The sequence below is a fragment of the Variovorax sp. GW823-FHT04B03 genome, from assembly GCF_058796495.1.
Window position 1 is genome coordinate 92,367 of sequence record NZ_JBXAIT010000007.1, and the last position, 25,089, is coordinate 117,455.

The following is a 25,089-nucleotide window of genomic DNA, read 5'->3' on the forward strand; positions in this document are numbered from 1 at the left end:
CGCGTTTTCGCCCGCGCCTGAGCGACCGCGAAGACAGGCACACTCGCGGCCATGGGCACGCGCATGCAATGGGACATCTTCTGCAAGGTCATCGACAACCACGGCGACCTGGGTGTCTGCTGGCGCCTGGCCAGCCAGCTGGCGGCGGCGGGTGAACGCGCGCGGTTGTGGGTCGACGACCCGACGGCACTGCACTGGATGGCACCGGCCGGTTGCGACGGCGTGCAGGTGATCGACTGGTCCGACGCCGAAGCCGTGCGACGCGCCGTCGCCGATTCGGTGCCTGACGTGTTGGTCGAGGCCTTCGGCTGCGACCCGGAGCCGGAACTCATCGCGCGTTTCGCGCAGGCCCCGGGCCCTGCGCAGGCCTGGATCAACCTCGAGTACCTGTCGGCCGAGCCCTATGTCGAGAAACTCCACCGGCTGCCCTCGCCCGTGTTCAAGGGCCCGGGCGCCGGGCTGACGAAACGTTTCTTCTACCCCGGCTTCACGCCCGCGACCGGCGGCCTGCTGCGCGAGCCCGACCTGATGGCGCGCCAGGCGCGCTTCGACCGGGCGCGCTGGCTGGAGGCGCAGCAGATTCCCTGGCAGGAAGGCGAGCGCCTGGTGTCGCTCTTCTGTTATGAGCCGCCCGCGCTGGCCGCACTGCTCGCCCAGCTGGCCGCCGACCCGGTGCCCACGCGGCTGCTCGTCACCGCGGGCCGGGCCGCGCATGCGGTGCGGGCGTGCATGTCAGATCGCCCGTTGGACGTTCAAAGTTCGCTATCAATTTCATACCTCCCCTACCTCAGCCAGGCGGATTTCGACCACCTGCTGTGGGCCTGCGACCTCAACTTCGTGCGCGGCGAGGACTCGCTGGTGCGCGCCCTCTGGGCCGGCGCGCCGCTGGTCTGGCAGATCTACCCGCAGGACGACGACGCGCACCACGTCAAGCTCAACGCCTGGCTCGACTGGCTCGGCGCCCCGCCGGAGCTGCGGCTTTTTCACCACGCCTGGAACGGCTTCGGCGACGCGCCCCTGTCCGCGCCCGGCCCGCTGGAGGCCTGGCGCGAAACCGCCCGTGCGGCGCGCGACAGGCTGCTCGCGCAGGACGATCTGCTCACCCAACTGCGGCAGCTGGTCGCCGGAAAAAGCTAAAATAGTGGGCTTTGCGGAATTCAGCCCTGACCGCCACGGTCGGGGACGCCTTTCGCCAAACCTGCCGCGGGACATGTACGGCGGGGCCAGATACGACGGCATGCAGCGCCGAGGGCCCCGCGCACCGAGCGGCCAACATCCAGAGAACCTGATATGAAAATCGCTCAAGAAATCCGCGCCGGCAACGTCATCATGCACGGCAAGGACCCGATGGTCGTCCTCAAGACCGAATACAGCCGCGGCGGCCGCAACAGCGCCACCGTGCGCATGAAGATGAAGAGCCTGATCGCCAACTTCAACACCGAAGTGGTCTTCAAGGCCGACGACAAGATCGACCAGATCGTGCTGGACAAGAAGGAGTGCACCTACTCCTACTTCGCCGATCCGATGTACGTCTGCATGGACGCCGAGTACAACCAGTACGAAGTCGAAGCCGAGAACATGGGTGACGCCCTGAACTACCTCGAAGACGGCATGGCCGTCGAAGTGGTGTTCTACGACGGCAAGGCCATCTCGGTCGAACTGCCCACCAGCGTCGAGCGCGAAATCACCTGGACCGAGCCGGCCGTCAAGGGCGACACCTCGGGCAAGGTCATGAAGCCCGCCAAGATCGCCACCGGCTTCGAAGTCGGCGTGCCGCTGTTCGTGTCGCAAGGCGACAAGATCGAAATCGACACCCGCACCGGCGAATACCGCAAGCGCGTCTGAGCGCGTCTGCACCCGGCTGACCACCACCACGACGAAGGCTCCGCAAGGAGCCTTTTTCGTTGGCGGGCACGCGGGTTGCATCGGCGCACAATGCCAAGCCAATTCCGTTCGACGACCGTTTCATGAACAACACGCACAACATTCACGACAAGCGCCTGGCCGATGCCTGGGCCACGCTGCAGTCCCATTCCGACCGGGGCCTGCCCCTCGATCCCGATCCCTCGCGCCTGGCCTTCGCCGACCCCGAGTTCCTGCTGCGCCGCGAAACGCGCGGCATCCGCATGCAGCTCGAGCTGATGAAGCCCGACCTCGAGCAGCGCGCCCACGGCATCGAAAACACGGTGGTGGTCTTCGGCAGCGCGCGTTTCCGCAGCGAGGACGAAGCCGCCGCGCTGGTCGCGCAGGCCGAGGCGGCCGGCGACACGGCCCTGGCCGAGCGCTGGCGCCGGCTCTCGCGCAACTCGCACTACTACGAGAAGGCGCGCACCTTCGGCAAGCTGGTCGCGCAGTACAGCGAGAAGAAGGAACCGCAGGACAAGCTCTTCGTATGCACCGGCGGCGGCCCCGGCATCATGCAGGCGGCCAACCGCGGCGCGCATGAAGCCGGCGGCCTCTCGGTCGGCCTGGCGATCGCGCTGCCGATGGAAGAAGAAGCCAACCCCTACGTCACGCCGGCGCTGAGCTTCAAGTTCCACTACTTCGCGATCCGCAAGATGCATTTCATGATGCGTGCGAAGGCGCTGGTGGCGTTCCCGGGCGGCTTCGGCACGCTCGACGAGCTGTTCGAGGTGATCACGCTGGTGCAGACCAAGAAGTCGAAGCCGGTGCCGATCGTGCTCTTCGGCTCGGACTACTGGAAGAAGCTGATCGACTTCGACTTCCTGGTCGACGAAGGCGTGATCTCGCCCGGCGACGTGAAGCTCTTCGAATACGTCGACGCGCCCGAAGACGCGTGGGACGCCATCAAGCGTTTCTACAAGCTCTGACCGCCCCGGTCAGGCGTCGTCGCTGTCGTCGGGCCGCAGGGCCTGCTCGAAGAAGCGCGTGAGCGCGCGGGCGCGGCGGCGGCGGTCGGCCACGGGGTTCGCGTGCGGCCCCATGGCCACGGCATCGTCGGCCACGCCGTGCAGCGCATTGAAGAGGATGACGGCCGTCAGCGTCGCGTCCTCGACCTCCCACACGCCCGCGGCGTCGCCCTGCTTCAGCAGGGTGACCAGCTGCGTGATGACGACGTTGTCGTTGCGCATGCGCCGGTCCTCGGGCCGGTACTCGTGGAACACCACGTCGTGCAGCGCGACGTTGTCCAGGTAGGTCTCCAGCCCCGCTTCCACCCAGGCCTTGAGCCGCGCGCGGTACTTGCCCGGCGCGTGGCGGTCCATCGCCTCCTGCAGGCGGGCGCAGAAGGTGTCGACGAAGCGCTGCTGCAGCGCGCCGAGCAGCGCCTCCTTCGACGGAAAGTACAGGTAGAAGGTGCCCTTGGCCACCTGCGCGCCGGCGGCGATGTCGTCGATGCTGGTGGCGGGGATGCCCTTGGCGATGAACAGCTGCTCGGCGGCGTCCATCAGCGCGACGGCGCGGGTCTGCGGCGCCTTGGTGCGGCGACGTGCGGCGGTGGCGGGAACGTCGTCGGGGCTGCTGCTTGTCATGCTCAGGTACCGGCGCGTGCCGTGTCGATGGCGGCGTGCACGGCCGCGGCATCGAGACGCAGGCCGCGCAGGGCCAGCACGCGCTCGCGCAGCCAGGCCAGGGCCTCGTCGGTGCGGGCGAAGGTGCTGGCGGGAATGCCGAAGAGTTTTTCGACGTTCATCTTGCTGATCTTCTCGAACTGGTCGGCGGGCACCACGCTCGCCATGCCCATCATATGGCGGCGGATGTCGGCGCCGCGCGCCTGCAGCCACTGCCTGGCACTCTGGGCACTGCCCTCGGGATGCACCAGCGCATCGGCGTCCGCGAACACGCGCAGCGAGACAAAGGGCTCGCCGCGGTCGAGCCAGCGGTTCCAGTCCTCGGTGAAGGCCTGCAGGCTTTCCAGCGTCTGCAGGCCTGCGGACACGCTGATGACCAGCGGCCATTGACTGAGTTCGTGACGGATCATGAAAGTCTCCTTGTAGACAACCGGAAGGCGCCGGGCATTGCGGCGCAGGAAGGGAATGCGGACGGCGGGCATGGCGAACGGCTCACGCGCGCGTGGCGGCTGCGAGCGCGGCAGCCCGCGGCCTGACGCGCAGCAGCAGCCCCGCCGCCACCAGGCCGGCCACGCCGGCACAGGCCATCGCGGCGTGGAAGCCGCCCGCGAGCGCATCGCTCAGGAGCCGCTGTGCCATGCCCGGATCGAGCGCGGCCAGCGCGCCGAGGTCGTGGCGAGACACCGCCGCCACGGCCGCCTGCGGTGCATCGGGCACGCCGGCACGCGCGAGCGACTCGGCCATCAGCGCGGTGGCGCGCGTGCGCATCAGCGTGCCAAGCAGCGCGATGCCGATCAGCATGCCGCCCTGGCGCAGCGCGTTCATGGTCGCCGACGCCATGCCCGAGCGCTGCGCAGGCACCGAGGCCATCACCGCCGTGCTCGTGGCCGGCACGGCCAGGCCCGCGCCCGCCCCCAACGCCACGAAGAGCAGCGCCAGCGGCAGGTACGGCGTGTCGGCCGAGAACAGCGTCAGCAACAGCATTGCCACGCCGATCAGCCCGTAGCCCGCGACCATCAGCGTGTGCACCTCGAAGCGGCGCGCCAGCCGGCCGAACTGCGAGGCCACGAGGCCGGTCGCCACGAACTGCGGCACCAGCCGCCAGCCGGTCTCGCTGGCCGACCAGCCCTGCACCTGCTGCAGGAACAGCGAGAAGAAGAACAGGCTGGCGTAGGTCGAGAAGCCCAGCACGAACGAGGCGAAGTTGGTGACCGAAAAGCGCGCATCGCGGAACAGCGCGAGCGGCAGCAGCGGCCGTTCCACGCGCGCTTCCACCGCCAGGAACAGCGCCAATCCGACACCCGCCGCGACGAGCGCGACCACCGCGTGGCGCGAGCCCCAGCCGTGTTCGCCCGCGGCAATGAGCCCGTAGGTGAGCGCGCCCAGCCAGAGCACGCTGAGCACCTGGCCCGCCGGGTCGAGCGCCGCATGCTCGGGGTGCGAGGACTCGCGCAGGCCCCACATGCCCAGCGCCACGGTCAGCACGCCGATCGGCAGGTTGATGAGGAAGATGCTCTGCCAGCCCGCGTGGTCCACCAGCAGCCCGCCGAGCATCGGCCCGAGGATCAGCGACAGCGCCGTGAAGGACGACCAGCCGCCGATCACCCGCGCGCGGCTGGCCGGCTCGGGAAAGGCATGCGCCAGCAGCGACAGCGCGCCCGGGATCATCAGCGCACCGGCCACGCCCTGCACCGCGCGGCCCGCCAGCAGCATCGGCAGCCCCGACGCCATCGCGCACATCGCCGAGCCCACGGTGAAGACCACCACGCCGGCCAGCCAGGCGCGCTTGCGGCCGTAGCGGTCGCCGATCGGGCCGGCCGACAGCATGAAGGCCGACAGGCACAGCGCATAGACGTCGATCACCCACTGCAGCCCGGCCAGGTCGGTGGCGAGCGCGCGCTGCAGCGTGGGCAGCGCCACGTTGACGATGCTCACGTCGAGCGTGGCGATGAAGCTGCCGAGGTAGACCGCCGCCACCAGGGCCAGGCGGCGGCGCGGGTCGGCAGCCGCCGACGGGGAATGGGAGTCCATGGACGCCTTCGGGTCAGGAAGAAAGAAGGCGCCGATACTGACTTCGAGTCAGTATTCTGTCAATCAAATGAGAATTACTGTTATTTGCAACGTGGGATTCAAACCGCCGTCACAGCTTCAATCCCCAGGTCGCCTTGGCGCCCAATGCCAGTACACCGCCCACCACCCAGAACACGCCGGCAATGCCGATCAGCGCGCCGAGCGAGCCGAACAGCATCGGCATCGCGACGCTCGATGCGTTGATGGTCATCAGCCGCAGCCCCAGCGCCTCGCCGTGCCGGGCATGCGGCGTGATCTGGTGCAGCATGCTCATCACCATCGGTTGCACCGCGCCGAGCGCGAAGCCCAGCACCACGGAGCAGATGCCCATGGTCCACGGTGAATTCAGCAGCGGGTAGATGGCGAACACGGCCGCAGTGACGACGGTCGAGCTCAGGATCACGCTGCGCTCCGACGCACGCGACGCGATCAGCGGCAACACGATGCGGATGACTGCCGCGGCGATCGCGAAGGCGCCGAGGATGGAGCCGATCACCGAGGCGCTGATGCCCCGGTCGTGGCCCAGCACCGGCAGCACGAAGGCGTGCACGTCCCAGCTCGACGACTGCAGCCAGTTCACGAACAGCAGGCGGCGGAACATCGGCTCGCGCAGCAGGTCCCAGGCCCGCGTGGGCGCGGCGCCCGGCACCGGCGCCACCCGCAGCGGCTCGTGCGCGCCGCGCGCCAGCAGCCAGCACAGCAGCGGCAGGAAGGCCATCACGGCGAAGCAGATGCGAAAGGCCAGCAGGTCGGCCGGCGCGCGACCGGCGTGGTCGATCAGCATCCCGGCCAGGAAGGGCCCGACGAAATTCGCCGCCGCCGGCGCGATGGCCAGCCAGCTGAACACGCGCTTGAGCTGCGTCGGGTCGGTGGCCGAGCGCCCCACGTGCCGCTGCAGCGCGATGACGGTCGCGCCGGTGGCGCCACCGGTCAGCAGCGCGGCGATGCACATGACGGGGAACACCGGGAAAACCAGCGCCAGCCCTGCCCCGCCCGAGGCCGCGATCACCGACAACCACAGCGGTCGCTTGAGCCCGTGCCGGTCGGCGAAGCGCCCGGCCGGCAGCGCCAGAAACACCTGGGTCAGCGCGAACAGCGCGATCAGCAGGCCGACGGCCGCCGCGCTGTAGCCTTGCTGCAGCGCGAGCAGCGGTGTGGCGAGCCGCATGCCCGCCATCGTGGCGTGCAAACAGACCTGCGCCACGATGACGCGCAGCAGTTCAGAACCTTTCACGGGGTGTCGTCGCCCTCGCTGTCAGTGTCGGCTGTGGGCGGCAGCAGCGCCTGCGACTGCGCCTCGGGCAAGGCCTCGACCTTGCGCAGCGCCAGGCGCATCTGCTTGGCACGCGTGTCGGCCTTGTCGATGGTGTCGGAAGCCTTCGCCACCTGTTCCTTGATGCGCGCCACCCATTCGCCGTAGCGCTCGAACTCGGTCTTGACCGCGCCCAGCACCTTCCAGACTTCGGAGGCCTGGCGCTCCAGCGCGAGCGTGCGAAAGCCCATGTGCAGGCTGTTGAGCATGGCGAGCAAGGTGGTCGGGCCGGCCAGCGTCACGCGGTGCTGGCGCTGGATCGCGTCCATCAGTCCGGGGCGGCGCAGCACCTCGGCGTAGAGGCTTTCGACCGGCAGGAACAGGATCGCGAAATCGGTGGTGTGCGGTGCCGCGAGGTAGTTCTCGGCGATCGACTTGGCCTCGACGCGGATGCGCGTCTCGAGCGCCTTGGCCGCGGCCTCGGCGCCGGCCGCATCGGCGCGCTCGTGGGCGTCGATGAGGCGTTCGTAGTCGTCGCGCGGAAACTTGGCGTCGATCGGCAGCCACACCGGCGCGCCGTCGTCGCCGCGCCCCGGAAAGCGGATCGCGAAGTCGACGCGCTGGCCGCTGCGCGGCTTGGTCTCGACCTGGCGCGCGTACTGCTCGGGCGTGAGCACCTGCTCGAGCAACGCCTCGAGCTGCACCTCGCCGAACACACCGCGCGTCTTCACGTTGGTCAGCACGCGCTGCAGGCTGCCGACGCCGACGGCCAGCGTCTGCATCTCGCCCAGGCCCTTGTGCACCTGCTCGAGCCGGTCGGCCACCTGCTTGAAGCTTTCGCCCAGGCGCGCCTCGAGCGTGCTCTGCAGTTTTTCGTCGACGGTCTTGCGCATCTCGTCGAGCTTGGCGGTGTTGCTCTGCTGCAGCTGGGCGAGCTGGGTTTCCATGGTCGTGCGCACCTCGGAAAGGCGCCGCGCATTCGATTCGCTCAGGCCCTGCAGCTGGGTGTTCAGCGTGTCGGCCAGGGTCTTCTGCAGCGAGGCGAGCTGCAGCGCGAAGGCGTCGAGCTGCGCGTTCTGCGTGCGCGTGGCCTCGGCGCCCTGCTGCACCAGCGACTGCTGGAAGGTGGCGAAGGCCTGCGCGGTTTCCTGGCGTGCGCCGCGCGAGCCCTCGCCGATCTCGTGGCGCAGCTCGCGCTCGGTGCGTTCGTTGGCGCGGCCCATGGCGGCGAGCACGCCCAGCATTTCGCTGTGATCAGGTGGGGGTGGCCGGCGGGCCAGCAGCCAGATGACCAGCACCAGCTGCACCACGGCGAGTGCGGCCAGTGCGAGAAGAATCAGATCCGTCAGTTCCAAGGTGGGGGCGTGTCGCGCTCGCGGTCAGGTTTCGGGTTACTTCGTGGCCGCTGGCACCGGCGTGACCGGCGTCAGAGGCCCCTTGCCGGTGCCCCAGGCGATGAGGTTGTCGGCCGCCAGATCGGCCATGGCGCGTCGCGTGGGCACGGTGGCGCTGGCGATGTGCGGCGTGAGCACCACGTTGGGCACGGTGAGCAGGTCGGGGTGGACCTTGGGCTCGCCCTCGAACACGTCGAGGCCGGCGGCGGCGATGCGCTTCTCGCGCAGCGCCACGGCCAGCGCCGCGTCGTCGACGATGCCACCGCGTGCGATGTTGACCAGCGTGGCGGTCGGCTTCATGAGCGCGATCTCAGCCGCGCCGATGGTGTGGTGCGAGGCCGGCGAGTACGGCACGACCAGCACGACGTGGTCGGCGGTCTTGAGCAGCTCGTCCTTGCCGACATAGCGGGCCTTGCACTCGGCCTCGAGCGCGGCATCGAGGCGCGAGCGGTTGTGATAGATCACGTTCATGCCGAAGCCGTGCGCACCGCGCCTGGCGATGCCCTGCCCGATGCGGCCCATGCCGATGATGCCGAGCGTCGAGCCGTGGATGTCGGAGCCGGCGAACATGTCGTAGCTCCACTTCTCCCACTTGCCCGCGCGCAGGAAGTGTTCGCTCTCGGTGATGCGGCGCGCGGTGGCCATGAGCAGCGCGAAGCCGAAGTCGGCCGTGGTCTCGGTCAGCACGTCGGGCGCGTTGGTGCCCAGCACGCCGCGTGCGGCCATGGCGTCGACGTCGAAGTTGTTGTAGCCCACGGCCATGTTGGCGCAGATCTTCAGCTCGGGGCAGGCGTCGAGCACCGCGGCGTCGATGCGCTCGCTGCCGGTGGTGAAGGCGCCCTGCTTGCCCTGCAGCTTCGCGATCAGCTGGTCCTTGCTCCAGGTCTCGTCGGCCTGGTTCGACTCGACCTCGAAATGCTGCGCCAGGCGCGCGAGGGTTTCAGGGAACACCGCGCGCGCGACCAGGATCTTGGGCTTGCTGCTCATGGAACGTGTCTCTTTCTTTGAAGGGCTGGAAGGATCAACGGAAGAAGATGAAGGTGCACAGGACGAACAGCGGGACCAGGATCGCCCCCGACCACGCCATGTAGCCGAAGAAGCTGGGCATGCGCACGCCGCGGCTTTCGGCGATGGCCTTGACCATCAGGTTCGGCGCATTGCCGATGTAGGTGTTGGCGCCCATGAACACGGCGCCGGCCGAGATGGCGGCCAGCGTGCTGGCATAGGTGGTCATGAGCGCCGCCGGGTCGCCGCCCGCCGTGTTGAAGAACACGAGGTAGGTCGGCGCGTTGTCCAGGAACGAGCTCAGGATGCCGGTGGCCCAGAAGTACATGGCCGGGTCGGGCTGGCCGTCGGCGCGCGTCACGGCCGCCACGATGGCGCCGAACGGGCCCTGCGTGCCGGCCTTGAGCATGGCGATCACCGGGATGATGGTCAGGAAGATGCCGGCGAAGAGCTTGGCCACCTCGGCCATCGGGCCCCACTCGAACTGGTTGTCGGCGTGCACCTTGGGCGCCGTGAGCTTGTACGAGACGATGGCGATCAGCGCCAGCCCCACGTCGCGCACCAGGCCCGGCAGGCCGACCTCGGTGCCGAACACGTCGAACACCACGGGCGATTTCCAGAAGCCGCTCAGCAGCACCAGCGCGACGATGCCGCCCAAGAGCCAGAAATTGGCCGCGCCGTCGAAGCCCAGGCGCGGGGTGTCGGGCGTCGGGTCGACGGGCAGCACGCCGTCCTTGCGGTAGAAGTGGCGGTCGATGGCATAGAACAGCGCCAGCAGCACGGCCAGGATGAAGATCGTCTCGGGCAGGATGTGCTGCGCGGTCCAGAAGAAGCCCACGCCCTTGAGGAAGCCGAGGAACAGCGGCGGATCGCCCAGCGGCGTGAGCGAGCCGCCCGCGTTCGACACGATGAAGATGAAGAACACGATCACGTGCACCTTGCGCTGCCGGTTGTCGTTGGCCCGGATCAGCGGCCGGATCAGCAGCATCGAGGCGCCCGTGGTCCCCATGAAGCTCGCGAGCACCGCGCCGATGGCCAGGATCGCCGTGTTGAGCCCGGGCGTGCCGTGCAGGTTGCCGCGGATGTGGATGCCCCCCGCCACGGTGAAGAGCGCCGTGAGCAGGATGATGAACGGGATGTACTCGGCCACCAGCGCATGCACGAGCTGCACGCCCGCCAGCCCCGCGCCGTAGGTCGCGGCAAAGGGCAGCAGGAAGGCCAGCGCCCAGGCGGCGGAAATCTTGCCGTAGTGGTGGTGCCAGAACGCGGGCGTGGCCAGCGGCAGCAGCGCGATGGACAGCAGGATGCCGGCGAACGGCACGCCCCACAGCGGCGAGAGCGCGGCACCGTCGAAATCGGCGGCGAAGGCCAGGGCGGGAAAGAGCATCGGCAGCGCCGCGGCTGCCGTCAGTCGGATCGTTTTCTTCATGGGGGCTGTACCGTACCAGACAGGTCAGTACAGCCTTCAAACGGGGGGTTGTTCGATCTCGAACACCTGGCGCAGGTAGGCCAGGTATTTCTCGTCCTCGCACATGTTCTTGGACGGCGTGTCCGACAGCTTGGCCACCGGCTGGTCGTTGCACTGGATCATCTTGATGACGATCTGCAGCGGCTCGTAGCCCAGGTCGTTGGTGAGGTTGGTGCCGATGCCGAAGGCCAGCAGGCAGCGCCCGCGGAACTGCTGGTACAGCTCGATGGTGCGCGGCACCGTGAGGCCGTCGCTGAAGATCAGCGTCTTGGTGAGCGGATCGACCCGGTTCGCGTGGTAGTGCGCCAGCATGCGCTCGCCCCACTGGAACGGGTCGCCGCTGTCGTGGCGGGCGCCGTCGAAGAGCTTGCAGAAGTACAGGTCGAAGTCGCGCAGGAAGGCGCTCATGCCGTACACGTCGGACAGCGCGATGCCCAGGTCGCCGCGGTACTCGCGGGCCCAGCTCTCGAAGCCGAAGATCTGGCTGTCGCGCAGCCGCGGGCCCAGCGCCTGGCAGGCCTGCAGGTACTCGTGCGCCATGGTGCCCAGCGGAATGAGCCCGAGCTTCATGGCGTACAGCACGTTGCTGGTGCCCGCCAGTTGCGGCAGTCGCTCGCCCGCGGGCGACTTGGCCGGCGGCGAGGCCACGGCGCCGAGCCGCTGGGTCAGCGTGCGCAGCACTTCCTCGTGCCAATCTTTCGAGAAGCGGCGGCGCGTGCCGTAGTCGGCGATCTTGAGGTCGCCCAGGCCGGCTTCCTGCAGCTGGCTGATCTTGAGGTCGAGGCGGCGCCGGCCTTCCTCGAAGTCGGGGTTCTTCTGCGTGTTGCGAAAGTAGACCTCGTTCACGATGGCCAGCACCGGGATCTCGAACAGGATCGTGTGCAGCCACGGCCCCTTGATGCGGATCTCGAGCTCGCCCGAGGGCTGGGGAATGACGTTGATGTACTTCTCGTTGAGCCTGAACAGGCCCAGGAAGTCGACGAAGTCGCTCTTGATGAAGCGCATCGAGCGCAGGTAGGCGAGTTCGGCGTCGCGGAACTGCAGCGAGCACAGGCTGCGGATCTCGTCGCGGATCTGTCCCGCGAACTGCGCGAGGTTGACGCCCGGGTTGCGGCACTTGAAGCGGTACTCGACCCGCGCCCCCGGAAAGTGGTGCAGGACCACCTGCATCATCGTGAACTTGTAGAGGTCGGTGTCGAGCAGGCTGTGAATGATCATGGTGCGGTGCGCGGTGTCTCGGGTCTCTGTCGTCGGCGTCCGTTCCATTATCACGGCCTGCGTCGGCCTGTGCCTACGAGGGCCGGCCTGCACGTCCTACCGGCAGGGGGAATCACCCACGCGACATTGATTTCACGGCGGCGGCATGTTCCGCCGGGTCATCACTCTTTCTCAAGGAGATTCGCATGAACAAGGACACCATCGAAGGCAACTGGAAGCAGCTCAAGGGCAAGATCAAGGAGCAGTGGGGCAAGCTGACCGACGACGACTTCGACGTCATCGCCGGCAAGCGCGACCAGCTGCTGGGCCGCATCCAGGAACGCCACGGCATCAGCCGCGACGAGGCCGAGAAGCAGGTTAAGGACTGGGAATCTCGCGACGGCCGCTCGCCGGACGCACTCTGGTTCGAGAAGAACTGAGAAAGACGCCGGCCATCCGGCCCTGCCACCCATCGCAAAGGACACACACCATGAAAAAACAACACCTCGTCATGCTCGCCCTCGCCTCCACCTTCTTCGTCGCCGGCCAGGCCGGTGCGATGACCAAGGACGAGTACAAGGTCGCCAAGGAAAAGGTCGAGGCCGATTACAAGGTCGCCAAGGCCCAGTGCGACACGATGAAGGACAACGCCAAGGACGTCTGCCAGAAGGAAGCCAAGGGCAAGGAAGAAGTGGCCAAGGCCGAGCTGGAACAGCAGTACCAGCCGAGCGACAGCCATGCCCGCAAGGTGGCCGAAGAGAAGGTGAAGGCCACCTATGAAGTCGCGAAGGAAAAGTGCGACGACCAGAATGGCGCGGCCAAGGACGCTTGCGTGAAGCAGGCCAAGGCTGATGAAGCCCAGGGCAAGGCCGACATCAAGGCCATGAAGAAGACGATGTAAGCGGGGTCACGCCCCTCCAAAAACGGCGCCTGCGGGCGCCGTTTTTCATGGGCGGGCGCTCAGGCGCGCAGCGAATCGACCACCTGCTGCAGCGCCTCGGGCAGCGGCACCGGCCGCTGCGTCGCGCGGTCGACGTACACATGCACGAAGTGCCCCTGTGCGGCCGCGGTGCCGGCACCCTCGGCGAACAGCGCGATCTCGTAGCGCACGCTCGAGCGGCCCGCCTGCGCCACGCGGATGCCCGCCTCCACCGTCTGCGGGAAGGCCACCGGCGCGAAGTAGTTGCACTGCGTCTCGACCACGAAGCCGATGGTCTGGCCGCCGTGGATGTCGAGCGCGCCGCGCTCGATGAGCAGCGCGTTCACCGCGGTGTCGAACCAGCTGTAGTAGACGACGTTGTTGACGTGGCCGTACATGTCGTTGTCGGCCCACCGCGTCGGGATGCTGCGAAACGCCCGGTAGGCGCTGCGGGTGTGGGGCGTGGGCTTGGGGGTTGAGGTGGGTGGTGTGAGGGCGCTCATCGCGCGGCATTTTGCCAGCGGCGCCAGTAATCGAGCGCCACCCGGAAGGTGCCCAGTTGCACCTGCACCGTCTCGGCGATGTCGCTGGCGTAGCCGCCGGCCATCGCGAAGGCCGTGGGGATGCGGCGCTGCCAGGTCCAGTCGAACACGCGGCGGTCGCGCGCCTCCAGCCCGTCGAAGCTCAGCTTGAGGCGGCCGAGCCGGTCGCGCTCGAAGGGGTCGGCGCCGGCCAGGTAGATCACGAGGCCGGGCGAGAAGCGGCGGTCGAGCTCGTCGAGCGCGTGCTCCAGCGCCGCCAGGTAATCGGTGTCGCCGCAGCCGTCGGGCAGCTCCACGTCGAGGTCGCTCGCCTCCTTGCGGAACGGAAAGTTCTTCTGGCCGTGCACCGACAGCGTGAACACGCTCGGGTCGCCCTGGAAGATGCGGGCGGTGCCGTTGCCCTGGTGCACGTCGAGATCGATCATGGCCACCCTGAGCAGCCGCCCGGCGCGGGCCTGCTCGACCTGCATCAGCCGGGCCGCCACCGCCACGTCGTTGAAGACGCAGAAACCGCTGCCCCTGTCCGCGTAGGCGTGGTGCGTGCCGCCCGCCATGTTGGCCGCCACGCCGCCCGCGAAGGCGGCGCGGCAGGCGGCGATGGTGGCGCCGGTGGAGCGGCGCGAGCGCTCGACCATCGCCTCGCTCCACGGAAAGCCGATCTCGCGCATGGCCTGCGGGCTCACGCGGCCTTCGCTGACGGCGGCGATCCATTCGGGGGTGTGGGCCAGCGCCAGCTCGTCGTCGGTGGCGCGCGGGGCCGGGTCCATCTCGACGGCCGGCAGCTGCTCCTGCAGGCGGTCGCGCAGCATCGCGTAGCGCGACATGGGAAAGCGGTGGCCCGGCGGCAGGGGCAGGACGAACTGCCCGGAATAGAAAGCACGCATGGCCGCATTCTGGCCGCGCAGGCCGGATTTAGAAGGCCGCTTCTAAATTGCTGCAGAGCAGCAAAAACCACTTGATCGCCTCGTTCAGCTGCCTATACTTGAGGCCATGCTGCACCGCAACATAGACGACGAGGCGCAGCGCAACGTGAATCGACCACCCCATCATCCTTTCTGGAGATCTCAAATGGCCCTGACCGCTGACCAAATCCTCGCCGCCCAAAAAGCAAACCTCGAAACCCTGTTCGGCCTGACCACCAAGGCCTTCGAAGGCGTTGAAAAGCTGGTCGAACTGAACGTGACCGCTTCCAAGGCCGCCCTGACCGAAGCCCAGAGCACCGCTCAAGCTGCCCTGAGCGTCAAGGACGCCCAAGAGCTGCTGACGCTGCAAGCCAGCCTGTTCCAGCCCCTGGCCGAAAAGACCGCTGCCTACAGCCGTCACCTGTACGACATCGCCCAAGGCACCAGCGCCGAATTCTCGAAGGCTTTCGAAGCCAAGGCCGCTGAAGCCCAGCAAGCCTTCGTCGGCCTCGTCGACAGCGCCTCGAAGAACGCCCCCGCCGGTTCGGAAACCGCCGTCGCCGTGCTCAAGAGCGCCGTGGCCGCCGCCAACAACGCTTTCGAATCGGTCCAGAAGGCCGTCAAGCAAGCGTCGGACGTCGCCGAAGCCAACTTCAACGCCGTGTCGACCCAAGCCGTCGCCGCTGCCAAGACGGCCACCGCTTCGCGCAAGCGCTAAGCACCGACCACCACCAGTTGTCTCCTTGGGTCCTCACGGATCCAATTCAGGGCCTCGTCTCACGACGAGGCCTTTTTTTTCGTCCGGCGGCCGTCTTCGATAATGCGGGTCTCATTTCAGGAGACTCTCAATGCAGATCGACGGCAAAGTTTTTATCGTGACCGGTGGCGCTTCGGGCCTCGGCGAAGGCACGGCGCGCATGCTGGCCGCCAACGGCGCCAAGGTGGTGATCGCCGACATGCAGGCTGACAAGGGCGAAGCCGTCGCCCGCGAGATCGGTGGCGTGTTCGTCAAGTGCGACGTGAGCCAGGAAGCCGACGGCCAGGCCGTGGTAGCTGCCGCCGTCAAGCTCGGCAAGCTGATGGGCCTGGTCAACTGCGCCGGCATCGCACCGGCCGAGAAGACCGTGGGCAAGAACGGCCCGCACGCGCTGGCCGTGTTCAGCAAGACCGTCACGGTCAACCTGATCGGCAGCTTCAACATGATCCGCCTGGCGGCCGACGCCATGGGCAAGAACGAGCCCGAAGCCACCGGCGAGCGCGGCGTGCTGATCTCGACCGCCTCGGTCGCGGCCTACGACGGCCAGATCGGCCAGGCCGCCTACAGCGCCTCGAAGGGCGGCGTTGTCGGCATGACCCTGCCCATCGCCCGCGACCTCGCGCGCAGCGGCATCCGCAACATGACCATCGCCCCCGGCATCTTCGGCACGCCCATGCTGTTCGGCATGCCGCAGGAAGTGCAGGACGCACTGGCCGCCAGCGTGCCCTTCCCCTCGCGCCTGGGCACGCCCGAGGACTACGCCAAGCTGGCCAAGCACATCATCGAGAACGACATGCTCAACGGCGAGGTGATTCGTCTGGACGGAGCGATTCGATTGGCCCCTCGCTGATCTCGGACGCCGGTGGCTTCGTGCTGCCGGTGCGGTCCAGGCGTTCGTAGTTCGCGATCACCTGGGCCCCGATCAGCACCAGCATGGCGGCGATTTCCAGGCTCAGCAGCACCACGATGGCCGTGGTGAGCGAGCCGTAGACGATGTTCACCTGCGACAGCGTCGAGAAATACCAGATCAGCACGCGCCGCGTGGCCTCCCACAAGAGCGCAGCGGTCACGCCGCCCAGCAGCGCGTGCCGCAGCGACATGCGCCCGGCCGGCATCACGAGGTAGAGCGAGGTCAGCATGAAGATCTCGCCGCCCAGCCCCAGCAGGTACAGCAGCAGGCCCGAAATGCCCGACAGCGACCAGCTGCGCCCCAGCAGGTCGACGCTTTCCTGCCCCACCAGCTGCAGCGCCCCCGACACCAGCGTGACCAGCAGCAGCCCTGCGCACAGGCTCAGGATGTAGAGGTACGGCATCGCCACCGACACCAGGAAATGGCGCTTGTGATCGTCCTTGCGGTGGTGAAAGATCACCGCCATCGCGCTTTCGAGCACGCTGAACGCCAGCGAGCTGAAGAAGATCATCGTCACCAGCAGCACCGGTCCGAGCACCGAGCGGTGGTCCAGGAAACTCGACAGCTCGGCCACGATCGCTTTCGACTGCCCCGGCAGCAGCCATTCGAGGTAGCGCCCGATGGTGCGCAGCAGCTCGGCCTGGTCGATCACGTGCGACAGCGCCATCACGCTCACGATCAGGAGCGGCACGATGGACAGCAGCGCGTAGTACGCCACCGCCCCCGCCAGCAGCAGGCCCTGGTTGGCGCGAAAGTCCTTGAGCGCGCCCCAGACGAAGCGCAGCGGATGGCGCAGCAGCGGCGCGGCGTGTTGCAAAGGCAGTGGCGTCTTCATGCGTGATGTGGATTTGCGGCGGGGTTCAGTATGCCGCCCGTGCGCTTGCGTATGATTTGCCGCTCCCCGCAGCCATGACCATCCCCGCTTCATTCATCCAGGAACTCATCGCGCGCGCCGATGTGGTCGAAATCGTCGGCCGCTACGTCCAGCTCAAGAAGGCCGGCGCCAATTTCATGGGGCTGTGCCCCTTCCACGGCGAGAAGTCGCCCTCGTTCTCGGTCAGCCCGACCAAGCAGTTCTATCACTGCTTCGGTTGCGGCGTGCACGGCAACGCCATCGGCTTCCTCATGGAACATGCGGGCATGGGCTTCGTCGAGGCCGTGCACGACCTGGCCGGCCAGTACGGCCTGCAGGTGCCCGAGGACGACGTCTCGCCGGCCGAACGCGCCCGCGCCGCCAGCCAGCGCCAGAAGCAGGCCACGCTGACCGATGTGCTCGAGAAAGCCGGCGACGCCTACCGCAAGGCGCTGCGCCAGGCGCCCGGCGCCATCGACTACCTCAAGGGCCGCGGCGTGTCGGGCGAGATCGCCAAGCAGTTCGGCATCGGCTATGCGCCGGCCGGCTGGCGCGCGCTGGCCAGCGTGTTCCCCGACTATGACGACCCGCTGCTCGCCGAGAGCGGGCTGGTGATCGTCAACAACGAGGAAGGCAAGCTCAGCGACGAGGAGGCCAAGCGCTACGACCGCTTCCGCGATCGCGTGATGTTCCCGATCCGCAACGTCAAGGGCGAGTGCATCGGCTTCGGCGGGCGCGTGCTCGGCGACGAAAAGCCCAAGTACCTGAACTCGCCCGAGACGCCCGTCTTCAGCAAGGGCCGCGAGCTCTACGGCCTGTACGAGGCGCGCGCCGCCTTCCGCGACCGCGGCTACGCACTCGTCACCGAGGGCTACATGGACGTGGTGGCGCTGGCCCAGCTCGGTTTTCCGAATGCGGTGGCCACGCTGGGCACCGCCTGCACCACCGAGCATGTGCAAAAGCTCTTCCGCTTCACCGAATCGGTGGTGTTCAGCTTCGACGGCGACGCCGCCGGTCGCCGCGCCGCGCGCAAGGCGCTCGACGGCGCCCTGCCCTATGCCACCGACACGCGCAGCATCAAGTTCCTGTTCCTGCCGGCCGAGCACGACCCCGACAGCTACATCCGCGCGCACGGCGCCGAGGCCTTCGCGGGCTTCGTGGCCGAGGCCACGCCGCTGTCGCGCTTCATGCTCGAGGCCGCCCGCGAAGGCTGCGACCTGAGTTCCGCCGAGGGCCGCGCCCACATGACCAGCAACGTGCGCCCGCTCTGGAGTGCGATGCCCGACGGCGCCCTCAAGCGGCAGCTGCTCAGCGAGATCGCCACGCTGGTCCAGCTCGACGCCGCGGCGCTGTCCGACCTGTGGGCCACCGCCGCGCCCGGCCCGCGCAAGGGCGCCGGTGCGCCGTCTCAGGCCCCGCAGCGCCATAGCGAGCCCGACAACTACGGCAACGACCCCGGTGACTACTACCCGGACCTGCCGCCGACGCAGGACTACGAGCCGCCGCGCTACGAAAACGAGAGCAAACCCAAGTTCCAGCCGCGCAAGTTCACCAAGGGCAAGCGCTGGGGCGGCAAGTTCGAGGAGCCCATCGAGCCGCTGCGCGGACGCGGCAAGCCGCCGAGCCGGCCCGACGTGGCGGTGCGGCTGGTGCTGTCGAACATGGCGCAGTGGGAGGCGCTGTCGCACGAGCTGCACGTGATGCTGTGCGACCTGCCGGGCGAGCACGGCGCCCTCTTCACCTGGCTGGACAGCCAGCTGCACGAGCACGGCGTGCAGCCCTGGGCGGCGCTGCGCGAAGGCCTGCGCGGGCTCGATTTCGCGCCGCTGGCCGAGCGCCTCATGAGCGTTTCCGAGGCCGGGCCGGTGCCCGAGGGCGAGGAAGAACAGCACCTGGCCGAGGCCGCCAAGGAGCTGGGGAGCGTGCTCGACTTCATGCTCGACGACCGGCTCAAGGCCCAGCAGAGCGAGGCCATCGCTTCGGTTGGAAAAGACCCGAAAGCCCTGGAACGCTACAAGGCACTGGAAGCCCGCCGGCTCGAATTGCGAGACCGCATTCGCGCGTCGGGGACAGATACTGCTTGAAATTTGCGCAACAGGCTATAATGTAGGGCTTCGCAACTGGCGAAATTAGGCAAGAGCGACAGCAGCACCTCCGGGCCGACCCCTAGCGCAACGCACTCCAACGGTAAATTCCGGCGGAAAGGGTCAATAACCGCAAGGACTGCACACCAAATGTTCGCCCGACATCTTGCCTGGTGAGGAATTAATTCCTCGTTTCCCAATTGTTTTGTCCGTGCCTGTGCACGGGCATGGTGGTGCTGTCCGCGTGGCAGCGCGCCTGTGATCCCGCTTGTCTTTTCTTGTCGTAACGAGGTCGTATGCCCAGTTCAAAGAAGCCTGCTCCTTCACTTGCCAAAAGCGCCAAGAGCGCTGCCACCAAGCCCGCAGCAGAGAAACCGCTGAAAGCCGGTGCCAAACCGGCAACCAAGACGGCTGCCGCCGCGTCCAAAACGGCAGCCGCAACGAAAGTGAAAACCGTGCCCACGAAATCGACCTCTCTCGACGACCCCAAAAAAGCCGCGGCCACTGCCACGGCTGCCCCCGCTGCCAAGAAAGTTGGCCGTCCGCCCAAGGCCGCCGGCGCTGCCGCCGCGCCCGCCACCGGCGCCAAGCGCGGGCGCAAGCCCAAGGCCGCCAAGGAAGCCGGCGAGAGCGACATCGACCTGTCGGACATCGAGGAAGACCTGGCCGGTGACGAGCCCGCGGCCGTCGCGACCACCGAAGAGAAGGTCAAGCCGCTGCGCATGAAGATCAGCAAGGCGAAGGAACGCGCCTTGATGAAGGAGTTCGGCCTCGACGAGACCGTGCTCTCCGAAGAAGACCTGGCCAAGCGCCGCTCGCGCCTGAAGACCCTGATCACGCTGGGCAAGACCCGCGGCTACCTCACGCACGGCGAAATCTCCGACCACCTGCCCGACAAGCTGGTCGACGCCGAGACCATGGAAGTCGTGGTCACCATGCTCAACGACATGGGCGTGGCGGTGTACGAGCAGACGCCCGACGCCGAAACCCTGCTGCTGAACAACACCGCGCCCACCGCCACCACGGTGGAAGAAGCCGAGGAAGAAGCCGAAGCAGCTCTCTCCACGGTGGACAGCGAATTCGGCCGCACCACCGACCCGGTCCGCATGTACATGCGCGAAATGGGCACGGTCGAGCTGCTGACGCGCGAAGGCGAAATCGAAATCGCCAAGCGCATCGAAGGCGGCCTGATGGCCATGATGGAAGCCATCTCGGCCTCCCCCGCCACCATCGCCGCGATCCTCGAAATGGCCGCGACCATTCGTGAAGGCAAGGTCGTCATCTCGACCATCGTGGACGGCTTCTCGAACCCGAACGAGGCCGACGACTACGTGGCCGAAGAAGACTTCGACGAATTCGACGAAGAAGACGACGACGACGGCAAGGGCGGCTCCAAGGCCCTGACCAAGAAGCTCGAAGAACTCAAGAACGAAGCCCTCTCGCGCTTCGACCGCATCGCCGAGATGTTCGAGAAGATCCACAAGATCTACGAGAAGGAAGGCTACGGCACGCCCGCGTACACCAAGGCCCAGCAGGCCGTGTCCGACGAGCTGATGACCATCCGCTTCACGGCCAAGACCATCGAGAAGCTGTGCGACCTGGTGCGCACGCAGGTGGACGACGTGCGCAAGAAGGAACGCGAACTGCGCCGCATCATCGTGGACAAGTGCGGCTTCCCGCAGGACGAGTTCATCCGCGACTTCAGCGGCTTCGACAAGAACGGCAACCGCATCGCCTCCAACCTGCTGAACCTCAAGTGGGTCGAGAAGCAGGCCGCGGCCGGCAAGCCCTGGAGCGCCGTGCTCGCGCGCAACATCCCGCCGGTGCAGGAACTGCAGCAAAAGCTCACCGACATCCAGTCGCGCGTGGTGGTGCCGCTGACCGAGCTCAAGGACATCAACAAGCGCATGAACGAGGGCGAATCGTCCTCGCGCGATGCCAAGAAGGAAATGATCGAGGCCAACCTGCGCCTCGTGATCTCCATCGCCAAGAAGTACACCAACCGCGGCCTGCAGTTCCTGGACCTGATCCAGGAAGGCAACATCGGCCTGATGAAGGCGGTCGACAAGTTCGAATACCGTCGCGGCTACAAGTTCTCGACCTACGCGACGTGGTGGATCCGCCAGGCCATCACGCGCTCGATCGCCGACCAGGCGCGCACCATCCGCATCCCGGTGCACATGATCGAGACGATCAACAAGATGAACCGCATCTCGCGCCAGCACTTGCAGGAGTTCGGCTTCGAGCCCGACGCCGGCATCCTGGCCGCCAAGATGGAGATCCCGGAAGACAAGATCCGCAAGATCATGAAGATCGCGAAAGAGCCGATCTCGATGGAAACCCCCATCGGCGACGACGACGATTCGCACCTGGGCGACTTCATCGAGGACAGCAGCAACACGGCTCCCATCGAGGCCGCGATGCAAGCTGGCCTGCGCGACGTGGTCAAGGACATCCTCGACTCCCTCACGCCGCGCGAAGCCAAGGTGCTGCGCATGCGCTTCGGCATCGAGATGTCCACCGACCACACGCTGGAAGAAGTCGGCAAGCAGTTCGACGTGACCCGCGAGCGCATCCGCCAGATCGAAGCCAAGGCGCTGCGCAAGCTGAAGCACCCGTCGCGCTCCGACAAACTGCGCAGCTTCATCGACACCCTGTAATCCAGGTTCGCTGAAGCCCAAGCGCCCGCCTTGCCCCTCACCCGGGCGGCGGGCGTTCTCGTTTTTCCACCGACACACTACAAGTACAACGGAGCCGCCTTTCCATGAATCCCGACGCAGACAAACTCTGGCAGGCCCCGCGCTGGGCGCTTGCCGTGCTGCTCGCCGTGCTGGGCATGCTCGGGCCCTTCTCCATCGACACCTACATCCCGGCCTTCTCGGGCATTGCGAAATCGATCGGCGCCACGCCGGCCGAGATGCAGCAGACGCTGTCGGCCTACCTGTTCGGCTTCGCCTTCATGAACCTGTTCCACGGCGCGCTATCGGACAGCTTCGGCCGCCGGCCGGTGGTGCTGTGGGGGCTGGCGGTGTTCACGCTGGCCTCGCTGGGCTGTGCGCTGTCGCAGAACATCACGCAGCTGGTGTTGTTCCGCGGCCTGCAGGGCCTGTCGACCGGCGCCGGCATCGTGGTGTCGCGCGCCGTCATCCGCGACATGTTCCCGCCGGCCGAGGCGCAGCGGGTGATGAGCCAGGTCACGATCTACTTCGGCGTGGCGCCGGCCATCGCGCCCATCGTGGGCGGCTTCCTGTTCGTGCACGCGGGCTGGCACTCGATCTTCTGGTTCCTCGTGGCCGTGGGCGTGGTGCTGTTCGTCGCCAACTACAAGCTGCTGCCCGAGACGCTGCACAAGGACCACCGCCAGCCCTTCCAGGTGCGCCACCTGATGCGCGGCTACCGCGACCTGTGCTCCGACCCGCGCTTTCTCTTGCTGGCCTTTGCGAGCGGCGTGCCCTTCAACGGCATGTTCCTCTACGTGCTGGCTGCGCCTGCGTTCCTGGGCGACCACCTGGCGCTGCAGCCGCAGCAGTTCTTCTGGTTCTTCCTGCTGACCATCGGCGGCATCATGCTCGGCGCGCGCGCCAGCGGCCGCATGGCCGGCAAGGTGGCGCCCAAGCGGCAGATCCGCGACGGCTTCCTGATCATGATGGTCACCTCGGTGGTCAACGTGGTGGCCAACATCTTCTTCCAGGCGCATGTGGCCTGGGCCGTGTGGCCGCTGGCGGTGTTCGCCTTCGGCTGGGCGCTGATGGTGCCGGTGGTCACGCTTCTGGTACTCGACCTGCATCCCGAGCGCCGCGGCATGGCCTCGTCATTGCAGGCCGTGATCGGCTCCACCGCCAACGGCGTCGTGGCCGGCGCGGTGGCGCCGCTGGTGATGCACTCCACGCTGGCACTGGCCCTCACCTCCGCGCTGATGCTCACGATCGGGCTGGTCGCCTGGGTCTGGCTGCACCACCGCTGGCCCGACATCGGGCGTCGGGTGGCTCACGAAGAAGCCTGAGGGGGACGGGGGATGCGATTCGCCGCACTGTGGACTTATCTGCGCGCCTGGCTCCCGGGCCCTTCCAACGTCAACGCGCGCGAGCGCTTGCGCGCCGTGGGCGGCGCAGGCACCGGGCTGCTGGTCACCGGCCTGCTGTGCCGCTGGCTGGCCGTCCCGCTGGAGCATGCGGTGTGGCTGGTCGCGCCGATGGGCGCCACCGCCGTGCTCGTGTTTGCCGTACCCGCCAGTCCGCTGGCGCAGCCCTGGTCGGTGATCGGCGGCAACACGCTGTCGACGCTGGTGGGCATCGCCTGCGCCAGCTGGATTCCCGACACCGCCGTGGCTGCCGCCGTGGCCGTGGCGCTGGCCATCGGCCTCATGTTCTTCACGCGCTGCCTGCACCCGCCCGGCGGCGCGGCGGCGCTGCTGGCGGTGCTCACGCACACCACCGATTTCTCGGCGGCACTGTTCCCGGTGCTCGTGAACTCACTGCTGCTGGTGCTGGCCGGCGTGGCCTACAACACGCTCACGGGGCGGCGCTATCCGCACGTGCAGGTGGCGCGCCCGCCTTCGCCCGACGCGCGCTTCAGCCAGGCCGACATCGACGCCGTGCTGGCGCGCTACAACCAGGTGCTCGACATCAGCCGCGACGACCTCGAGTCGCTGATCCAGCAGACCGAGCTCGAGTCGTACAAGCGCCGCCTGGGCACGCTGCACTGCGCCGACATCATGTCGCGCACGCCGATCTCGGTGGAGTTCGGCACGCCGCTGCAGGAAGCCTGGACGCTGATGCACCAGCACCGCATCAAGGCGCTGCCGGTGACCGACCGCACGCGCCGCGTGGTCGGCATCGTCACGCAGGCCGACTTCTTCCGCCAGCTCGACCTGCAGCACCACGACGGCATCGCCGGCCGGCTGCGCGACCTGATCCGCGCCACGCGCACGGTGATGTCGAACAAGCCCGAGGTGGTCGGCCAGATCATGACGCGCCAGGTGCGCGTTGCCAGCGCCGACCGGCCGGTGGTCGAACTGGTGCCGCTGTTCTCCGAAGGCGGCCACCACCACATTCCGATCATCGATGAAGAGAAGCGGCTGACGGGGATGATCACGCAGTCGGATTTCGTGCGGGCGCTGTACCGCGCGGTGAGCCCGGCGTAGGGCCCGCGCGTTGCCCTCCCCCCTCTCCCGAAGGGGAAGGCGCAAGGCTTCACTCCAGCACCACGTTCGCCTTCTTCACCAGCGCCGCATAGCGCGCGGCCTCGCTGCGGAAGTAGCTCGCCGCCTGCTCGGGCGACGTGGGCTTGACGATGTTGCCCTGCTTGTCCATCGCCTCGCGCACCTCGGGCGCGGCAAAGGCGGCCACGATGGCCTCGTGCACGCGCTTGACGTCCGCCGGCTGCATCTTCGGCGGGCCGATCACCGCGAACCAGCCCTCGACCGCGTAGTTCGGCAGCCCCTGCTCCGCGATCGTCGCAATCTCGGGCGCGGCCGGTGAGCGCGCCGGGCCGCACAGGCCGATGGCGCGCAGTGCGCCGCTCTTCAGATGCGGCTGCACCGCCGGCAGCGCGACCACGCCCATCTCGACCTGCCCCGCGATCATGTCGGTCACCATCGGCCCGGTGCCCTTGTACGGAATGTGCCGCGCCTTCACGCCGGCCTCGTCCATGAACATCTCGCCCGCGAGGTGGATGATCGTGCCGTTGCCCGACGAGGCGTAGTTGTAGCCCTCGGGTTTCGCGCGCAGCAGCGCCACCAGCTCCTTCACGTTCTTGGCCGGCAGCTTCGGGTTCACGGCCAGCACCAGCGGCGTGGCGCCCACCACGCTGATGGGCGTGATGTCCGCGATGGCGTCGAAGGGCATCTTCTTGAACACGCTCGGGTTGATCACGTGGTTGTTCGACACCATGCCGAGCGTGAAACCGTCGGGCGGCGCCTTGATCACGGCCGAGGTGCCGGTGATGCCGCCGGCGCCCGGCAGGTTCTCGATCACCACCGGCTGGCCCAGCGCCTTGCCGAGCGCGACCGAGGCAGCGCGCGCGATGGCGTCCACGCCCGAGCCCGCGCTGATCGGCAGGATGAAGCGCACGGGCTTGTCGCCGCCCTGCGCGAACACCGGGCGGGCGGCCGACAGCACGACCGCCGACGCCCCCAGGCCGAGCAACGCACGGCGGTTGAATGAAGAAGAGGAAAACGGAATCGGGCTCATGGGTCTTGTCTCTCT

23 protein-coding genes are annotated in these 25,089 nt (G+C 67.6%); 11 read left to right on the plus strand and 12 right to left on the minus strand.

Features of this window, described 5'->3' with window-relative positions; genetic code table 11:
- The first annotated feature begins 51 nt into the window (after window positions 1-51).
- The 3 genes from earP (at window position 52) to AC1RAD_RS27315 (ending at window position 2,831) form a co-directional block, all read left to right on the plus strand.
- Window positions 52-1,137 carry an elongation factor P maturation arginine rhamnosyltransferase EarP gene (earP, locus tag AC1RAD_RS27305; RefSeq protein WP_492738188.1) on the plus strand — a complete coding sequence of 362 codons (1,086 nt, stop codon included), beginning with the start codon at window positions 52-54 and terminating at the stop codon, window positions 1,135-1,137.
- Between the two features lie 153 nt (window positions 1,138-1,290).
- On the plus strand, window positions 1,291-1,845 hold the full coding sequence (efp, locus tag AC1RAD_RS27310; protein WP_062479082.1) for an elongation factor P: 555 nt from the start codon (window positions 1,291-1,293) through the stop codon (window positions 1,843-1,845).
- Window positions 1,846-1,967: 122 nt separating this feature from the next.
- The gene (locus AC1RAD_RS27315) at window positions 1,968-2,831 is read left to right on the plus strand and encodes an LOG family protein (RefSeq protein WP_070059745.1); all 864 of its coding nucleotides are present in this window, start codon (window positions 1,968-1,970) and stop codon (window positions 2,829-2,831) included.
- A gap of 9 nt (window positions 2,832-2,840) precedes the next feature.
- On the opposite strand, the gene AC1RAD_RS27320 is transcribed toward AC1RAD_RS27315, so the two are convergent.
- From AC1RAD_RS27320 to pncB, 8 genes are all read right to left on the minus strand, one after another.
- Window positions 2,841-3,491: a TetR/AcrR family transcriptional regulator gene (locus tag AC1RAD_RS27320; RefSeq protein ID WP_095744618.1), complete on the minus strand. Its 651-nt coding sequence runs from the start codon at window positions 3,489-3,491 to the stop codon at window positions 2,841-2,843.
- Window positions 3,492-3,493: 2 nt separating this feature from the next.
- Window positions 3,494-3,940 (minus strand): hypothetical protein, encoded by a 447-nt coding sequence (locus AC1RAD_RS27325; protein WP_492738191.1) that lies wholly within the window; start codon window positions 3,938-3,940, stop codon window positions 3,494-3,496.
- 82 nt (window positions 3,941-4,022) lie between these two features.
- Window positions 4,023-5,561, minus strand: a complete 1,539-nt coding sequence (locus AC1RAD_RS27330; protein WP_492738193.1) for an MFS transporter — start codon at window positions 5,559-5,561, stop codon at window positions 4,023-4,025.
- A 109-nt stretch (window positions 5,562-5,670) separates the two neighbouring features.
- Complete coding sequence (locus AC1RAD_RS27335) at window positions 5,671-6,834, minus strand: MFS transporter (protein ID WP_492738195.1); 1,164 nt, start codon at window positions 6,832-6,834, stop codon at window positions 5,671-5,673.
- The gene (locus tag AC1RAD_RS27340; protein ID WP_307586156.1) at window positions 6,831-8,201 is read right to left on the minus strand and encodes a DNA recombination protein RmuC; all 1,371 of its coding nucleotides are present in this window, start codon (window positions 8,199-8,201) and stop codon (window positions 6,831-6,833) included. Before AC1RAD_RS27340 ends, AC1RAD_RS27335 begins: the two co-directional genes overlap by 4 nt.
- A gap of 42 nt (window positions 8,202-8,243) precedes the next feature.
- A complete protein-coding gene (locus AC1RAD_RS27345) occupies window positions 8,244-9,233 on the minus strand; it encodes a 2-hydroxyacid dehydrogenase (RefSeq protein WP_492738197.1) in 990 nt (329 codons plus the stop codon).
- A 34-nt stretch (window positions 9,234-9,267) separates the two neighbouring features.
- Window positions 9,268-10,680: a sodium:proton antiporter gene (locus tag AC1RAD_RS27350; protein WP_492738198.1), complete on the minus strand. Its 1,413-nt coding sequence runs from the start codon at window positions 10,678-10,680 to the stop codon at window positions 9,268-9,270.
- Between the two features lie 36 nt (window positions 10,681-10,716).
- On the minus strand, window positions 10,717-11,937 hold the full coding sequence (gene pncB, locus AC1RAD_RS27355; protein WP_070059637.1) for a nicotinate phosphoribosyltransferase: 1,221 nt from the start codon (window positions 11,935-11,937) through the stop codon (window positions 10,717-10,719).
- A gap of 185 nt (window positions 11,938-12,122) precedes the next feature.
- Between pncB and AC1RAD_RS27360 the strand changes: the two genes are divergently transcribed.
- Window positions 12,123-12,356, plus strand: a complete 234-nt coding sequence (locus AC1RAD_RS27360; protein ID WP_095950977.1) for a CsbD family protein — start codon at window positions 12,123-12,125, stop codon at window positions 12,354-12,356.
- Between the two features lie 50 nt (window positions 12,357-12,406).
- Window positions 12,407-12,817, plus strand: coding sequence for a hypothetical protein (locus AC1RAD_RS27365; RefSeq protein WP_159277576.1), 411 nt, complete (start codon window positions 12,407-12,409; stop codon window positions 12,815-12,817).
- Between the two features lie 59 nt (window positions 12,818-12,876).
- Here AC1RAD_RS27365 and AC1RAD_RS27370 read toward each other — a convergent pair whose 3' ends face one another.
- Window positions 12,877-13,338: an acyl-CoA thioesterase gene (locus AC1RAD_RS27370; protein WP_492738200.1), complete on the minus strand. Its 462-nt coding sequence runs from the start codon at window positions 13,336-13,338 to the stop codon at window positions 12,877-12,879.
- The gene (locus AC1RAD_RS27375) at window positions 13,335-14,261 is read right to left on the minus strand and encodes a histone deacetylase family protein (RefSeq protein ID WP_492738202.1); all 927 of its coding nucleotides are present in this window, start codon (window positions 14,259-14,261) and stop codon (window positions 13,335-13,337) included. Before AC1RAD_RS27375 ends, AC1RAD_RS27370 begins: the two co-directional genes overlap by 4 nt.
- A 184-nt stretch (window positions 14,262-14,445) precedes the next feature.
- Between AC1RAD_RS27375 and AC1RAD_RS27380 the strand changes: the two genes are divergently transcribed.
- Together AC1RAD_RS27380 and AC1RAD_RS27385 are read left to right on the plus strand one after the other, a co-directional pair.
- On the plus strand, window positions 14,446-14,997 hold the full coding sequence (locus AC1RAD_RS27380; RefSeq protein ID WP_062470565.1) for a phasin family protein: 552 nt from the start codon (window positions 14,446-14,448) through the stop codon (window positions 14,995-14,997).
- Window positions 14,998-15,127: 130 nt separating this feature from the next.
- Window positions 15,128-15,886: a 3-hydroxyacyl-CoA dehydrogenase gene (locus AC1RAD_RS27385; RefSeq protein ID WP_095950672.1), complete on the plus strand. Its 759-nt coding sequence runs from the start codon at window positions 15,128-15,130 to the stop codon at window positions 15,884-15,886.
- Here AC1RAD_RS27385 and AC1RAD_RS27390 read toward each other — a convergent pair.
- Window positions 15,834-16,781, minus strand: a complete 948-nt coding sequence (locus tag AC1RAD_RS27390) for a YihY/virulence factor BrkB family protein (RefSeq protein ID WP_095744610.1) — start codon at window positions 16,779-16,781, stop codon at window positions 15,834-15,836. The two genes, AC1RAD_RS27385 and AC1RAD_RS27390, sit on opposite strands and share 53 nt — an antisense overlap.
- A 74-nt stretch (window positions 16,782-16,855) precedes the next feature.
- Here AC1RAD_RS27390 and dnaG point away from each other — a divergent pair, with 74 nt between their 5' ends.
- From dnaG to AC1RAD_RS27410, 4 genes are all read left to right on the plus strand, one after another.
- The gene (dnaG, locus tag AC1RAD_RS27395; RefSeq protein WP_354347230.1) at window positions 16,856-18,883 is read left to right on the plus strand and encodes a DNA primase; all 2,028 of its coding nucleotides are present in this window, start codon (window positions 16,856-16,858) and stop codon (window positions 18,881-18,883) included.
- Window positions 18,884-19,179: 296 nt separating this feature from the next.
- On the plus strand, window positions 19,180-21,543 hold the full coding sequence (gene rpoD, locus AC1RAD_RS27400; protein WP_095950669.1) for an RNA polymerase sigma factor RpoD: 2,364 nt from the start codon (window positions 19,180-19,182) through the stop codon (window positions 21,541-21,543).
- Window positions 21,544-21,647: 104 nt separating this feature from the next.
- Entirely contained in the window at window positions 21,648-22,886 is a 1,239-nt protein-coding gene (locus AC1RAD_RS27405) for a multidrug effflux MFS transporter (protein ID WP_062470580.1), read from the plus strand.
- A 12-nt stretch (window positions 22,887-22,898) separates the two neighbouring features.
- Window positions 22,899-24,026 carry an HPP family protein gene (locus AC1RAD_RS27410; protein WP_492738205.1) on the plus strand — a complete coding sequence of 376 codons (1,128 nt, stop codon included), beginning with the start codon at window positions 22,899-22,901 and terminating at the stop codon, window positions 24,024-24,026.
- Window positions 24,027-24,075: 49 nt separating this feature from the next.
- On the opposite strand, the gene AC1RAD_RS27415 is transcribed toward AC1RAD_RS27410, so the two are convergent.
- Window positions 24,076-25,074 carry a Bug family tripartite tricarboxylate transporter substrate binding protein gene (locus tag AC1RAD_RS27415; protein ID WP_095950667.1) on the minus strand — a complete coding sequence of 333 codons (999 nt, stop codon included), beginning with the start codon at window positions 25,072-25,074 and terminating at the stop codon, window positions 24,076-24,078.
- Window positions 25,075-25,089: the final 15 nt, after the last annotated feature.